Annotated in this window: 13 protein-coding genes; 6 read left to right on the forward strand and 7 right to left on the reverse strand. The window is 55.9% G+C overall.

The genetic code is table 11. The features are described 5' to 3' along the window. Positions 1-331: 331 nt before the first annotated feature. The 4 genes from HZS80_RS16410 (at position 332) to HZS80_RS16425 (ending at position 3,156) form a co-directional block, all read left to right on the forward strand. Positions 332-943, forward strand: coding sequence for a hypothetical protein (locus tag HZS80_RS16410; protein ID WP_035564381.1), 612 nt, complete (start codon positions 332-334; stop codon positions 941-943). A gap of 23 nt (positions 944-966) precedes the next feature. Beyond that, positions 967-1,404 (forward strand): phage holin family protein, encoded by a 438-nt coding sequence (locus HZS80_RS16415; protein ID WP_179916678.1) that lies wholly within the window; start codon positions 967-969, stop codon positions 1,402-1,404. Next, positions 1,401-2,543, forward strand: a complete 1,143-nt coding sequence (locus HZS80_RS16420) for a DUF3618 domain-containing protein (protein ID WP_179916679.1) — start codon at positions 1,401-1,403, stop codon at positions 2,541-2,543. The genes HZS80_RS16415 and HZS80_RS16420 overlap by 4 nt, the downstream gene beginning before the upstream one ends. 466 nt (positions 2,544-3,009) lie before the next feature. Beyond that, positions 3,010-3,156, forward strand: coding sequence for a hypothetical protein (locus tag HZS80_RS16425; RefSeq protein ID WP_179916680.1), 147 nt, complete (start codon positions 3,010-3,012; stop codon positions 3,154-3,156). A 123-nt stretch (positions 3,157-3,279) separates the two neighbouring features. Here HZS80_RS16425 and HZS80_RS16430 read toward each other — a convergent pair whose 3' ends face one another. Further along, a complete protein-coding gene (locus HZS80_RS16430; RefSeq protein ID WP_035564378.1) occupies positions 3,280-4,179 on the reverse strand; it encodes a MurR/RpiR family transcriptional regulator in 900 nt (299 codons plus the stop codon). 200 nt (positions 4,180-4,379) lie between these two features. Between HZS80_RS16430 and HZS80_RS16435 the strand changes: the two genes are divergently transcribed. Together HZS80_RS16435 and HZS80_RS16440 are read left to right on the forward strand one after the other, a co-directional pair. After that, on the forward strand, positions 4,380-5,705 hold the full coding sequence (locus HZS80_RS16435; protein ID WP_179916681.1) for an aspartate aminotransferase family protein: 1,326 nt from the start codon (positions 4,380-4,382) through the stop codon (positions 5,703-5,705). 19 nt (positions 5,706-5,724) lie between these two features. Continuing rightward, positions 5,725-6,291, forward strand: coding sequence for a carboxymuconolactone decarboxylase family protein (locus HZS80_RS16440; RefSeq protein ID WP_179916682.1), 567 nt, complete (start codon positions 5,725-5,727; stop codon positions 6,289-6,291). 89 nt (positions 6,292-6,380) lie between these two features. Here the strand turns inward: HZS80_RS16440 and xseA are convergent, their stop codons facing one another. The 6 genes from xseA to HZS80_RS16470 all read right to left on the reverse strand — a co-directional run bounded on the left by xseA (position 6,381) and on the right by HZS80_RS16470 (position 12,269). After that, positions 6,381-7,721 (reverse strand): exodeoxyribonuclease VII large subunit, encoded by a 1,341-nt coding sequence (xseA, locus tag HZS80_RS16445; RefSeq protein WP_179916683.1) that lies wholly within the window; start codon positions 7,719-7,721, stop codon positions 6,381-6,383. A gap of 107 nt (positions 7,722-7,828) precedes the next feature. After that, positions 7,829-8,653: an ABC transporter permease gene (locus HZS80_RS16450; protein ID WP_179916684.1), complete on the reverse strand. Its 825-nt coding sequence runs from the start codon at positions 8,651-8,653 to the stop codon at positions 7,829-7,831. 9 nt (positions 8,654-8,662) lie between these two features. Beyond that, the gene (locus HZS80_RS16455; RefSeq protein WP_179916685.1) at positions 8,663-9,727 is read right to left on the reverse strand and encodes an extracellular solute-binding protein; all 1,065 of its coding nucleotides are present in this window, start codon (positions 9,725-9,727) and stop codon (positions 8,663-8,665) included. A gap of 9 nt (positions 9,728-9,736) precedes the next feature. Further along, positions 9,737-10,765, reverse strand: coding sequence for an ABC transporter ATP-binding protein (locus HZS80_RS16460; RefSeq protein ID WP_179916686.1), 1,029 nt, complete (start codon positions 10,763-10,765; stop codon positions 9,737-9,739). Beyond that, positions 10,762-11,553, reverse strand: coding sequence for an ABC transporter permease (locus tag HZS80_RS16465; protein ID WP_179916687.1), 792 nt, complete (start codon positions 11,551-11,553; stop codon positions 10,762-10,764). Before HZS80_RS16465 ends, HZS80_RS16460 begins: the two co-directional genes overlap by 4 nt. 68 nt (positions 11,554-11,621) lie before the next feature. Then, positions 11,622-12,269, reverse strand: coding sequence for an SLOG cluster 4 domain-containing protein (locus tag HZS80_RS16470; RefSeq protein WP_179916688.1), 648 nt, complete (start codon positions 12,267-12,269; stop codon positions 11,622-11,624). Between the last annotated feature and the right edge of the window lie 30 nt (positions 12,270-12,299).

Genomic DNA, 12,299 nt, shown 5'->3' on the forward strand with positions numbered 1-12,299 from the left:
CTGGCGCGGAACTTGACGTTGGGCATGGCACTGTCTGGGTGAATGGCGATATTCGCTATATTGCCATGCAGTTCAGTAGGTTAGAAGCATTCCTGGGGGCCGGTCTCACGGATTCAGGAAGCACTATGTTTTGAGGGTAATCAATCTATTAAGGAGGATGAGGATAAGTTCACTAGGATAGGTGCTTATTTTCTCTAAGTGCATAATTTTATTAACGTATTAGGTATTAACCGTCGTAGCGTTAATGAGGTGCACTCGATAGATTCGCAGTGACGCTGATTGTGTTTCACCACGGATGCTGACAAGTGAGACGACAAGGAGGAAGTGACAGATGACCGATCAAGGAAAGCAGCCCAATCCAGGCGCACCCAACCAGACAAGCCACTCAACGGAGTCGCTCAAACAGCAAGGACGCGATACCGCACATGAGGTGAGTGATGCGGCCCATCATCAAGCTGAAAGCTATTTTAATCAACAGCGCGATACTGCTGCAGATCAGTCCCACAAGCTAACCGGCGTTCTACAAAAGATGGCCGACGAGTTTGATAATCAGCAGCAGCCTTATTTTTCTAAACAAGCACGAAAGTTTGCTGACACCACTGAGCGCTTTTCGCATAGTTTGCGGGATAAAGATTTACACACCGTCTGCAATGAAGCGAAGAGTTTTAGCCGCCGCGAACCCGCGCTGTTTATAGGTGGTGTTATTGCCGCTGGTTTCTTGGCTTCCCGCTTTCTGCGTAGTTCTGGCCAGCACTCGCATAGTGACGATTCGCACTCACGTTATTCAAATACCACCGACGAGCGCGCAACGGGTCTTCCGATGCAGGAAAACGTACCTGCCGGGCAGGCGTCACCAGTTAGCCAATCATCAAGTCTTTCAGGCAGCTCCGTTGCCGGTAATGGAGCACTAGGTTCATCGGGTCGAGAAAATGGAATGCCCTAACGTAAGGGCCAGGGAGGCACAGAATGGATTCGGATAACAAACCCACGTCGCAAAGTTCATCGGTCGGTACGCTACTGTCGACGGTGATGCAGGAAATTAGCTCGCTGGTGCGCAACGAAGCCGCGCTCGCCAAGACCGAGATGGCCGAGAAAACCCATCAAGCAATGGGCGCCATTGCTTCGATTGCGATGGCCGGTGCGGTACTGATGGGCGGCTTTTTAACCCTGTTGGCAGCGTTAGTCTTTCTGCTTAATGAGGTGCTTCCGCCCGAGACCACACCGTGGCTCTCTGCGTTGATTGTCGGCGTCGTTGTGTCGGTTATCGGTGTGATGATGCTTAAAGCGGGCCAGAAGAAACTGCAGGCGCGTAATTTGATGCCCAGCCGTACGATGCATAGTTTGCAAAGCGACAAAACAACGGCGAAACAGCATCAGCACAACGTCAAGGAGGAGTTGAAATGACGGATCATGATCATCAGCGCAGTCCCGAAGAGATTGAAAAGGATATCAATCAATCGCGCGAGCGCCTTGATTCTACCCTGCATGAAATCGAAGAGCGCTTCTCTCCTCAGCAGCTGTTGAATACCTCCTATGAGTATATTCGCCATGGAGGCGCTAACGAATTCGTGTCTAATTTAGGCACCACCATTAAGCAGAACCCGCTGCCGTTTCTGGTCACCACTGCCGGTCTTGGCTGGTTAATGCTGGCCCAGCGTCACCCAAATGAGCCACACCACAAGCAGCAGTACGCGTCTGATATCGACCAGCGCTTTTACACCGGCGGGCAGTCTTCATCGGGCACTAGCGGCTCCCATGGCGCGCCAGGTATACCCGTGCATGAAGGCACGCATCCCAACGCTGGAACCCCCACCTACAGCGGTGGTTCAGAAAGCCATAGCGATGGTCAAGGCCGTATGAGCCGGGCGAAAGAAGGTGCCAACAGCATGAAAGACGGTGCCAAAGGCAAAGCCCAACACTTAGGCGAAAAAGCCAAGCACACCGCACAGCAATGGGGCAGTAAGGCTCACCAAATGGGGGATAATATGCGCAATTCTTCATCCCATCTTCAGCACAGTGCTCACGATCGCATGCACGATATGGAGCATCGTGCTCACCAGTCCGTGAGCCAAGCCTCCGATTTTATCCAGGACCATCCGCTAGTGGTCGGCGCACTCGGATTTGCGCTGGGTGCCGCCTTAGGCGGTATTTTCCCCGCCACCAAGAAAGAGGATGAGTACATGGGTGAGTATCGCGACCGCGTTATGCATAAGGCCGCCGAAACCGGGCAAGCGCAAGCGGATAAGGCTCAGCATACTGTTCATGAAAAAGCGGAATCCGCCCATGAAAAAGCCGAATCTGCTTCTGCTAAAGGTGATTCCCATCGCGCTAACGATGCGAATGTAAATGCCCCGCAGCATCAGGAGGCGGGAGTTGCAGGCTCACCCACCCCAACGCCCACAACTGAGCGCTCTGCACCTGAGAGCTATGGCCAGAAACATGAGCACCAAAAGCATGACCACCAGAAACATAGCCAGGGCTTGGCGGGGTCGAGCACACCCTCCGGCAACACCCAAGGGTCGGGGACTAACCACACGCCCTAACATTGCTGATGTGGCTGATAAAAAATGAGTGAAACCAGTGGCCGCTTAATGCGGCCACTGTTCTTTAGTAAGGACGGTTTAGTAAGAACGGTTTAGTAAGAACGGTTTAGCAAAGACAGTTTGGCAAGCACATTTGGCATAAAAAGCCAGCACAAAAAGCCGCTAACAACGCTAATCGATAGCGGCAAACCATAAGCGTTATTGGGATTACCAATATGGTCCTCTGAAAGCGTTTTTAAATATTCAACTATCTGTTTTTAAATGGATATTTTTAAAAAGATGATTGATTGGACGCCGCGCTGCTGCATTGCAAGTTAGTCAATAACCGCTACAGTAAAAGCAGCTTGGATAGGAGGCGAAATTATTAGCCTTCATTTTTGCGTTTATCATGCTATTCAAGGAGCCCGGTTGGCTGAGATAGCCAGGGCAATAAGGAAACCCAGACCCTCACCATAAGGAAAAAGCGATGACTCAAGCCTCCGAGCACGATAAAAAAGCGCCTAAAGACCGCGACGATCACCACGATGATGCCAATCCAATGCCGGATACCCATCACGTTAATACCGATTCCGACAGCCAGAAATCAAAGGATGACCAGAAAAAAGGTCACTAACGGCTGCACCAGGCACGGCGAATAACACTTGGCTGGGCCAGAGGCGCTACTGCTTGTAGCGCCTTTTTACTTTTCCCCTTAGCCTACCTTCCTAGCCAGATAACGTCGGCATTCGCCTATTGATCACTCCCCTTGAGGTGAGCGCCGGGGTAGCGTATTCGAGTAGGTTTTAAGCTGTAAGTGGTGGTCATCCGCGTGCTGCAAGGCGTCTAGTGCGGTAGGGCGGTCGCGTTCGGCAAGTAGCGTGCAGAGAACTTCCGAAATGGCTAAGGCGGGGGTCAGGGTATGAAAGAAGCTATAGCTCTCCGTAGGGCAGTAAATCGTCTGCTCGGAAATGCCTGCCAGCGGTGATACTTCGCTGTCGGTGATCGACAGAATCGCCAAGCCCTTATCTTTTGCCAATTGCGCCAGCGCTAGCGAATCCACGGTATACGGTTTGATGGATACGATAAGCACCACCTCATCAGATTTGGCGCGCATTAGCGCGTCGCCCCCGGTGCCCGCTGGGCCATCAAGGTGGACAGAGCGCTCGCCGAGCAGCGACATAACATAATGAAAATGCCAGGCCACCACATGGCTGGAGCGTAAGCCGAGGACATACACTTTGTTCGCCGCCGCTAACCTATCGGCCATGGCGGTTATGCGTTTCAGGGTCTCCGGCGCACAAAGTGTTGTTAGTTGTACGCTTAACCCGTGCAGCATCTGATGGGCAATATCGCTTTCCGTCGTACCAGCGGCTGCTGTGGGGTGTTGGCGCACCTTGGCAGCGAAACCGTCGCTTTTTCGGCGCAATGTTTCTGCGTAGTAGGTACGGATATCATTGTAGCCTTGAAACCCCAATACCTTGGCCAGCCGTGTCATGGTGGCCGGCTGTACCGCCGCATGGCGCGCTAATTCACGCATCGACACCAGCGCCACCTCTTCCGGGTGCTCAAGTAAGTAGCGCGCTGCCTGTTGAAGCTGGGCAGACAGCGTATCGAACTGCGCAATGATCTGATCTCTTAGCGGGTCGCTTTTTGACATATTGCTTTGCCTCTTAGCACGGCGTGGGCATGGGGTAAGTTGAATCGTAACAATGATTCATTTGTTTTAATATAAAATAATATGATTTGATTGTTGCATTATCTCGTCAGGTCGTGCCACTCTTATGCCGATATAGCCGTATATAAAGATCGTCGTATGTCGAGATGATCGGGTTCTAGGTATTTTAAAGGGAAGCTTCCATGACGCGACTTCTTCATCGCAGTATTGGGCAGGCGCTGCCGCGCGCTGCCTCTGCGCGGGGCGTTTATATCACCGATACTGAGGGGCGCCAGTACCTAGACGGGTCGGGAGGGGCGGCTGTGACCAGCGTGGGGCACGCTCACCCGGAAGTGCTGGCGGCCATGCGCGATCAAATCGATAACCTCTGCTACGCGCATACCGGTTTTTTCACCACGGACGCCGCAGAAGCGCTAGCGGAGAAGCTAGTGGATTTGGCGCCTGAGCCGTTAAACCATGTCTACCTGGTATCGGGTGGGTCGGAGGCCGTTGAAGCGGCTTTAAAAATGGCGCGCCAGTATTACGTGGAAGTGGGGGAGCCTCAGCGGTGCCACATTATTGCCAGGCGCCAGAGCTATCACGGCAACACGATTGGTGCATTAGCCACGGGGGGCAATGCCATGCGGCGCCAGCAGTTTCAGCCCCTGCTACCCGAGACCCACCACGTCTCGCCCTGCTACGCCTACCGTGATAAGGGCAACGACGAGACGCCAGAGGCGTATGCCGCTCGGTTGGCAGACGAACTTGACGCCAAAATACGTGAACTGGGTCCTGAAAGCGTGATGGCGTTTGTGGCCGAACCGGTGGTCGGCGCCACCTTGGGCGCAGTGGCCGCGGAGGCGGATTACTTCAAACGTATCCGCAAGATTTGTGACCAGTATGGCGTGTTGCTGATTCTCGACGAAGTGATGTGCGGCATGGGGCGGACAGGAACGATGTTCGCCTGCGAGCAGGAAGGCATAACGCCCGACATTATCACCATCGCTAAAGGCCTGGGCGGCGGCTATCAGCCGATTGGGGCGGTGATGCTGTCGTCGGCTATTTTTGATAGCTTCGCCAACGGCTCCGGCCTTTTTCAACATGGGCATACGTACTTGGGGCATCCGGTCGCTGCCGCCGCCGCCAATAAAGTAGTGGAGATTATTGCCCGGCCAGCAACGCTGGCCAACGTGAACGCCATGGGGGCGCGATTACAAAGCGGCCTCGAAGCGGCGCTGGGCGAGTCCCCCTATGTGGGCGACATTCGGGGAAGGGGGCTGTTCCGCGGCATCGAACTGGTTGCCGATCGAGCGCAAAAGACCCCCTTTGATCCTGCCCGAAAAATCCACGCCAAGATCAAACGCCAAGCAATGGCACGAGGGCTGATCAGCTACCCAATGGGAGGCACGATTGGCGGTGTCTATGGGGACCACGTGTTATTAGCCCCGCCGTATACCATTGAACCTGCCGAGATTGATCTACTGATCGAACGCATTGCCCAGGCCATTGACGCCGCGATAGCTGAATGACCCGATAAGGAATTCTCCGATGAAACCATCTCCCTGCTTACCGATTGCTGACGCTGACTGGCCCGATGACATCGCGGAGCTGCGCGAAGGATTTGCTGGCGCTCTTAACGTCTACCGCACCATGGCGCATCATCCGGCGCTGCTGACCGCGTGGGCGCCTTTTCGTCAGCATGTGGTGAAGGAGAATGCGCTAGGCCCAGAGCTGACCGAAGTGGTGATTCTCCGCGCTGGGTTTCGTCTAGCGTCCGCTTACGAGTGGGCGCACCACGTTAGCCGAGCGCTGGCGTTGGGGTTTTCCGAAGCGCGTATTAACGCTATTCGCGGCGTGCCACAACGGAGTACGGGCGTAGACGGTTTGATCATCGACGCGGTAGATGCATTGCTGGACCAGCACCGCCTGAGCAAGACGCAGGAAGCAGCGCTGGCGGAAGCGATAGGCCGGAAAGCCGTCATTGATCTCATCGCGATGGTCGGCTTTTATTCCGTACTGGGCTATTTACTCAAGACCTATGACACCCCGATTGACGACGCTATTCAAAAGGAGGCGCAGGAAAACCCAGCGCTGTTTTCGATCACGGCACCTTAGCGTAGTACTTAGCGTAGTACCTTTGCGTAGTACGTTAGCGTAGTAACGGTCTTGAGCAGCCGCTTGCGTTGGTATTCACCAGCGCAGCGCTACTTAAAGCGCCGCTTTACCTCGACATTCAGCCTGCCTTCGCCCAGGCGCAGCTTGAGCTTCTGGCCGGGCTGGGTATCTTCCGCGCGCCGTATGACTTGTCCCTGCTCATCCTGAGCAATCGCATAGCCCCGCCCCAATACGGCCAGCGGGCTGACTGCATTGAGCTCCCGTGCAGCACTGGTTAATCGCGCCTGTCGACTTTCGAGCTGGCGCTGCATAGCCGCACCCAAGCGCCGATGTAGTTGGCTTACCCGCTCGCTTTCCGCACGATGCAACCGCGTCATATCCTGGCTGGCTAAGCGTCTATTCAACTGCGCTACCTGGGCTTTCTGCTGAGTCAGCGTTTGCTGCATGGCACGATTTAAGCGCTGATCAAGGGCAGTTAAGTGCTGGCGCTGGCGGTTGAGCTGCTCGCCGGGGTGACGCAGCTTGGCGCGTAATGTATCTAACCGCTGGCTGTCGCGCTCTAACCGTGCCTGCATGGCCCGCTGCAGGCGGCTGTGTTGATGCTCCAGCTGGCGCTTGAGGGTGTTCTGATCCGGCACTAATCGTTCGGCGGCGGCCGATGGGGTGGGCGCGCGCATATCCGCGGCGAAATCCGCCAGGGTAACATCCACCTCGTGACCCACCGCCGACATCACCGGTAGCCGGGAGTGAAAAATCGCCCGCGCCAAGTGCTCGTTATTAAACGCCCAGAGGTCTTCCAGGCTACCGCCGCCGCGAGTGATCAAGATCACATCGCGCTCTGGGTCTAATCGCGCCTGACGGTTAAGCAATGCCAGCGCCGATATCATCGCAGGGGCCGCTTCTGCGCCCTGTACCGGCACCGGAATCAGCGTCACATCCGCCAATGGCCAGCGGGCTTCCAGCACCGCCAGCACATCGCGAATGGCCGCCCCGGTGGCGGAGCTCAATATCAGCAGCTTGCGGGGCGGGAAGGGCAGTGGCCGGGCGTTGGCAAACACGCCTTCGCCTTCCAACTGCGCTTTCAAGCGCTCAAAGGCCGCCAGCAGTTCTCCCAGGCCCGCCGCCTGCACAGCATCGGCAATTAGCTGGTAATCGCCCCGCGGCTCGAACAGCGACACCCGCCCGCGCAGCTTGACCTGATCGCCATCGCGCATCGGCGCCGAGACAAACCGCGCCCGCTGACGAAACAGCGCGCAACGGATCTGCGCCCGGTCATCCTTCAACGTGAAATAGACATGCCCCGACGCCGGGCGGGAAACGTTAGAGAGCTCGCCCTCCACCCACACCTCGCCCACATCGCGTTCAAGGGTTTGCTTGGCGCGCTGGTTGAGTTGGCTGACGGTGAGGGTTTGGGAGGTTGTTTGGGTCATGGCAGCTGTCTGAGTGGGAGGTACTGTATGTAGAGGTAGCCTAGCATCAAATAACAGCTGCCATCGAATAGAGCGGGACAAGTGTGCTGCCTCGCCCTAGTTCTGTGCTAGCGATGCTGAGCACGTCGGCGTATCCACTCACCTGGAAAGGTTAGCAACAGGCAGCAACACATCATCAGCAGCGCGAGAAGAGCTACGGACGCCATATCAGACCCCGCGTCGGAAATATTGCTATAAAGCAGTAGTGGCAGCAGGTTGATCTGTGAACCGGTAAGCGCCAGAGCGGTACCATAGGCGCCGAAGGCAACGGCTGCGCATAGGCTCCATGAGGAGACTAACGCGGGCATTAACGGCGGTAGGTAAACGTCACGAATCTGCTGCCAACGAGTGGCGCCAAAGCTTTCGGCCATCACTAACTGGCGGCGGTTGAGCCCTTGTACCACTGGCAGCATCACCAGAACCACGCGGGGTACCAAGAAGTAGGCATACACGAATACCAGTCCTTGAGGGGTATACACAAAGCGGCCAAACCACGCGGGGTCAACCCCAATCAATGCCAGGGACAGAGTGATAAAGCCCGCTCGCCCCAATAGCAGGATAAAGCCATACGCCACAATCAGGCCGCTGAACACCAGCGGGAGCGAGACCAGCCAAAGCAGGAAAAAGCGCCTGCGCGCTGGCTGGTGGTAAAGAAACTCGGCAATCACAACGCCGACGACGACCGAGAACAGCGCGGTGCTGGCGGATAAGGCGACGCTCGTCATCAGGCTTTTAAGCACCAGCCCCTCACTGAGCAGACGGGCACCGGTGGTGATAGGCGAGTCAAGTGCTGCGATGACCAGGAGCGCCAGCGGCACAATAAAAAACAGCGTATAGATAATGCCGCTGGGTAGAACCAGCGGCAAAACAGTAAAAAAGCGCAGACGAGGCATGGCGTGGCCTTATTGATTAAGGACGTGCTGAGTCCACTGGTGGCTTAGATCAGCGCTAATGCTCGACGCTTTTTGTACATCCAGCGGGCGAATCTGCGGCGCGTCAACCAGTGTGTCGGGCAGCTCGATATCCCCGTTGACAGGGCGAACAAATCCTTCCGCAAAGGTACGCTGGCCTTCGTCCGACATCACATAGTTCAGCCACAACCGTCCGGCATTAGGGTTCGGGCCGTTCTTAACCAGCGAAATAGCATACGGCGCTGCCACTGAAGCCTCTTCGGGGATCACCACCGCAGCGTTGTCGCCCATGCCATCGGTAATGCTGGCTTTTAGACCGTCGTTTTCATAGCCGATCCAGATAGGAATTTCACCGCGCACGAACTGCGCATAGGGCGTGGTACCAACCACACGGGCAACATTGCCGTTGCGGCTCAATTCCGCAAGATAATCGATGCCCGGCGTTAAGTTATCGAGATCGCCCCCCATCGCATAATTGGCCGCCAGGGTGAGGACTTGGCCTTGCCCGGTCGAGCGCGGGTCAAGGTACACAATGCTGTTACGGTACTGCTCATCGAGCAGGTCTTCCCAGCTTTGCGGCACTTCATCAACTAACTGGGTATTAACGATAAAGGCCACGTTCAAAGAGTGAATCGTGAACCACTCACCCGCGTCTGCTTTGAAGACATCTGGAATGCTATCGAAATTGATGGGGGTAAAGGGGCTTAACAGCTCTTTCTCATGCGCATTAATGGCGGAAGAAGCGTAGTAGTAGGCGGTATCGGCCTGGGGGCGGTTGCGGGCCTGCTCCAAAGCAACCACGGTGGCACCCGAGCCCAGGTCGTTAAAAACAATTTGAACACCCGGGTAGCGTTCCGTGAAACGATTGAACTGGCTTTGCCAGTTAGCCCAGGTCGGGCCGGTATCAAACGATACAATCAGCCCTTCTTCCTGGGCAGCTTCGTAGAGTTCCTGTTCGCCATCGTAGAGCTCAGCGTCAAGCGTGTTGGCCGCATACGCCGATAAAGGCAGCAGGCTAAGGGCGGAGAGTAGGCAATAAGCGAAAGCGCGTTGCATGATGGTACCTCAGCGGTTGAAGAGATGAATGTGAGTGGGGGGGAGCGCCACGTGAGTGATGTGATCCGGCGTTGACGCCGACTCAAGCGACAACGTGGTAGTGCCGCAGAGAAGGTAGTGACGTTGCTGGGCGCCCAGAAACTGCCGCTCGACCAGCGTGGTGGGCACCCGGTTAACGATATCGCTAACCGGGTTGGCAATAATGGCTTCGGGACGAATCATGGCGCGCACGGTTTGCCCCACTGTAAAGGCGTGTGGTGTCACTTCCAGGATGCCCAGGTCGGCGGTTTGAATGCGCTGCGAATTGATTACCTGAGCGTCGATAAAGTTAGTACGACCAATGAAACGTGCTACGGCTTCACTCACAGGCTGCGTGTAAAGCTGGTGGGGCGCGCTGTGTTGAAGGAGTTCGCCCTGCTCAAGTACGGCGACGTGATCGCCCAGCATCAGCGCCTCTTCCTGATCATGGGTGATCATCAGCGTGGTGACGCCGAATTGACGCTGTATATGCTTGAGCTCCTGGCGCATCGACTCGCGGCGGGAGGCGTCGAGCGCCGAAAACGGTTCATCGAGCAGAAGGGCGCGGGGCTCGAATACCAGCGCCCGGGCAATGGCCACGCGCTGCTGCTGGCCGCCGGAAAGCTGGGAAGGGTAGTAATGTTCCAACGCCTCAAGACCTACATCATGGAGGATCTTGCGGGCGCGTCGGTGGCGCTCTACTTGCCGAACACCTTTCACCTTAAGCGGGTAGGCGACGTTGCCAAGCACCGTCATATGATTGAAGAGCACATAATCCTGCAGCACGATTCCCAGTCCGCGCTCGCCGCAAGAGAGTTGGGTAACATCTTGATGATCAAGCAGAACGCGCCCTTGAAGCGGGGTGAGAAAGCCCGCGATAAGCTGTAAAAGCGTACTTTTTCCCGATCCGCTGGCACCCACCACCACAAGAAATTCGCCCGTTTCTACCTGCAGGTTGATGTCGTGAACACCCACGCTGCTATGGGGGTAGTGGAACTGGATGTTTTCTAGCGCAATCATTGCGGTAACTCCCGGGAAGAGGATCGGCCCAGCCGCCACTGCACCAGGGTGGAAAACAGCGAGAACAGCAGTGCGAGAGAGAGCAGGAAAAGCGTTGCGGCACAGGCGAAGCCCGTGGTGCGGTAAAACGCTTGGATCAACACCACCGGGTAGGGCTGGGTCATAAAACCTGAAATCAGGTTGCTCAGCTCAAACTCGCCAATCGACAGCGCGGCAACCGTTAAGCTGCCGGTGAATACCGAGCGATATACCAGTGGCAAATAGAGGTGCACAAAACGTTGCCACTCGGCTGCCCCCAGGGACTGGGCCATGCGTTCATAGGCCTTGAGTGGAGAGGCCTCTATATCGGCATAGACGGTGTAGAAAAGGTAGGGGAAGGTAACCACCACATGGCCTGCTACCAGCAGCCAGGGGCTACCCAGCCAGGGCAGCATGGCGGTACTAAAAGCCAAAATGAAAGCAAAGCCGATGACCAATTGGGGAACGGCTACGGGCAGCATGACCAAAAGACGCGTGATGCTCTGAGCCACAGCAGGGAATTTAAGCGTTACGCCATATACCAGCGGTACGACTAATAATATATTGATCAGACAGGTGGTTAAGGCCAGTTTGAGCGTCGTCAACATGGCGTTTCGATAGGTGGTTTCTTCCCATACGCTGATAAACCAACGCCAAGTTAACCCCTCAGGTAGCAGCGTGTTGCTCCACTGGTCGCCGAAAGCGCCTACGAGCAGTAGGACGATAGGGGCCAACAAGTAAACCAAGTAACCATAAGTGATCAGTCGCATGTCGGGCCCCTAACCATGGTTAAATATAAATGACCATAATGTAATATTTTGATCGTTTGTTGATATGTTCATGATGGTTGTGTGACTCCCCATAGGTGGGCAGCCGTGAGGTGCAGGGCTTCCTCTACGCTGCTGACAGGTGTAATGCCTTCAGCAGTGGGGGCGTCCGGGAAGGTGAGTACAGGCTTATTAAAATGACGACCAAAGGCTACCTCGGTATGGGTGCCCAAGCTTCCGCCAACGGCGATCAGCAGCACGCTGGCTCGGGCGATAAGCACATTGCGTGCCTCGCCCAAGCCGCTGGCAATAGGCAGGGTGACCCAGGGGTTGGCAGCCTCTGCGTGGGTATCGGGTAGCAGGCCGATGACCTCGCCTCCCTGGAGTGCGGCACCCTTGCTGGCCGCTTCCATAACACCGCTCCGGCCACCGCATAACAGCGGAATGCCCAGCTCGGCCAGCCCCGAGCCTAAGGCATAGGCTATTTCAAGCTGTTGCTGAGTGGCCTCGCGGGGACCAATAACGCCCACCGGAGGCCGCTGCATCGGCGTATTGCTGTGCTTCAGCGCAATCAGCGCTTCGTGAGGCAGGCAGGGAGATTGCAGTACGGCTGGCCAGTCGGCCTCGCCAAGCGGGCGCATTTTTGGCGACAGAGGCTCACCTGCGCGGGTCATGATACGCTGGCATTCATCAAGATAAATTTGTAATGTCTGAGTCATGTTTTGATCAAAATGTAAGAATTTGATCGT

The organism is Vreelandella glaciei, from assembly GCF_013415125.1.
GTDB classification, from domain to species: domain Bacteria; phylum Pseudomonadota; class Gammaproteobacteria; order Pseudomonadales; family Halomonadaceae; genus Vreelandella; species Vreelandella glaciei.

Coding starts and splice junctions, on each gene's coding strand:
- HZS80_RS16460 (WP_179916686.1), bottom strand. CDS start 10,765: ATGATTGCGCTAGAAAACATCCAGTTCCACTACCCCCATAGCAGCGTG.
- HZS80_RS16415 (WP_179916678.1), top strand. CDS start 967: ATGGATTCGGATAACAAACCCACGTCGCAAAGTTCATCGGTCGGTACG.
- HZS80_RS16455 (WP_179916685.1), bottom strand. CDS start 9,727: ATGCAACGCGCTTTCGCTTATTGCCTACTCTCCGCCCTTAGCCTGCTG.
- HZS80_RS16450 (WP_179916684.1), bottom strand. CDS start 8,653: ATGCCTCGTCTGCGCTTTTTTACTGTTTTGCCGCTGGTTCTACCCAGC.
- HZS80_RS16465 (WP_179916687.1), bottom strand. CDS start 11,553: ATGCGACTGATCACTTATGGTTACTTGGTTTACTTGTTGGCCCCTATC.
- HZS80_RS16410 (WP_035564381.1), top strand. CDS start 332: ATGACCGATCAAGGAAAGCAGCCCAATCCAGGCGCACCCAACCAGACA.
- HZS80_RS16435 (WP_179916681.1), top strand. CDS start 4,380: ATGACGCGACTTCTTCATCGCAGTATTGGGCAGGCGCTGCCGCGCGCT.
- HZS80_RS16425 (WP_179916680.1), top strand. CDS start 3,010: ATGACTCAAGCCTCCGAGCACGATAAAAAAGCGCCTAAAGACCGCGAC.
- HZS80_RS16430 (WP_035564378.1), bottom strand. CDS start 4,179: ATGTCAAAAAGCGACCCGCTAAGAGATCAGATCATTGCGCAGTTCGAT.
- HZS80_RS16440 (WP_179916682.1), top strand. CDS start 5,725: ATGAAACCATCTCCCTGCTTACCGATTGCTGACGCTGACTGGCCCGAT.
- HZS80_RS16470 (WP_179916688.1), bottom strand. CDS start 12,269: ATGACTCAGACATTACAAATTTATCTTGATGAATGCCAGCGTATCATG.
- HZS80_RS16420 (WP_179916679.1), top strand. CDS start 1,401: ATGACGGATCATGATCATCAGCGCAGTCCCGAAGAGATTGAAAAGGAT.
- xseA (WP_179916683.1), bottom strand. CDS start 7,721: ATGACCCAAACAACCTCCCAAACCCTCACCGTCAGCCAACTCAACCAG.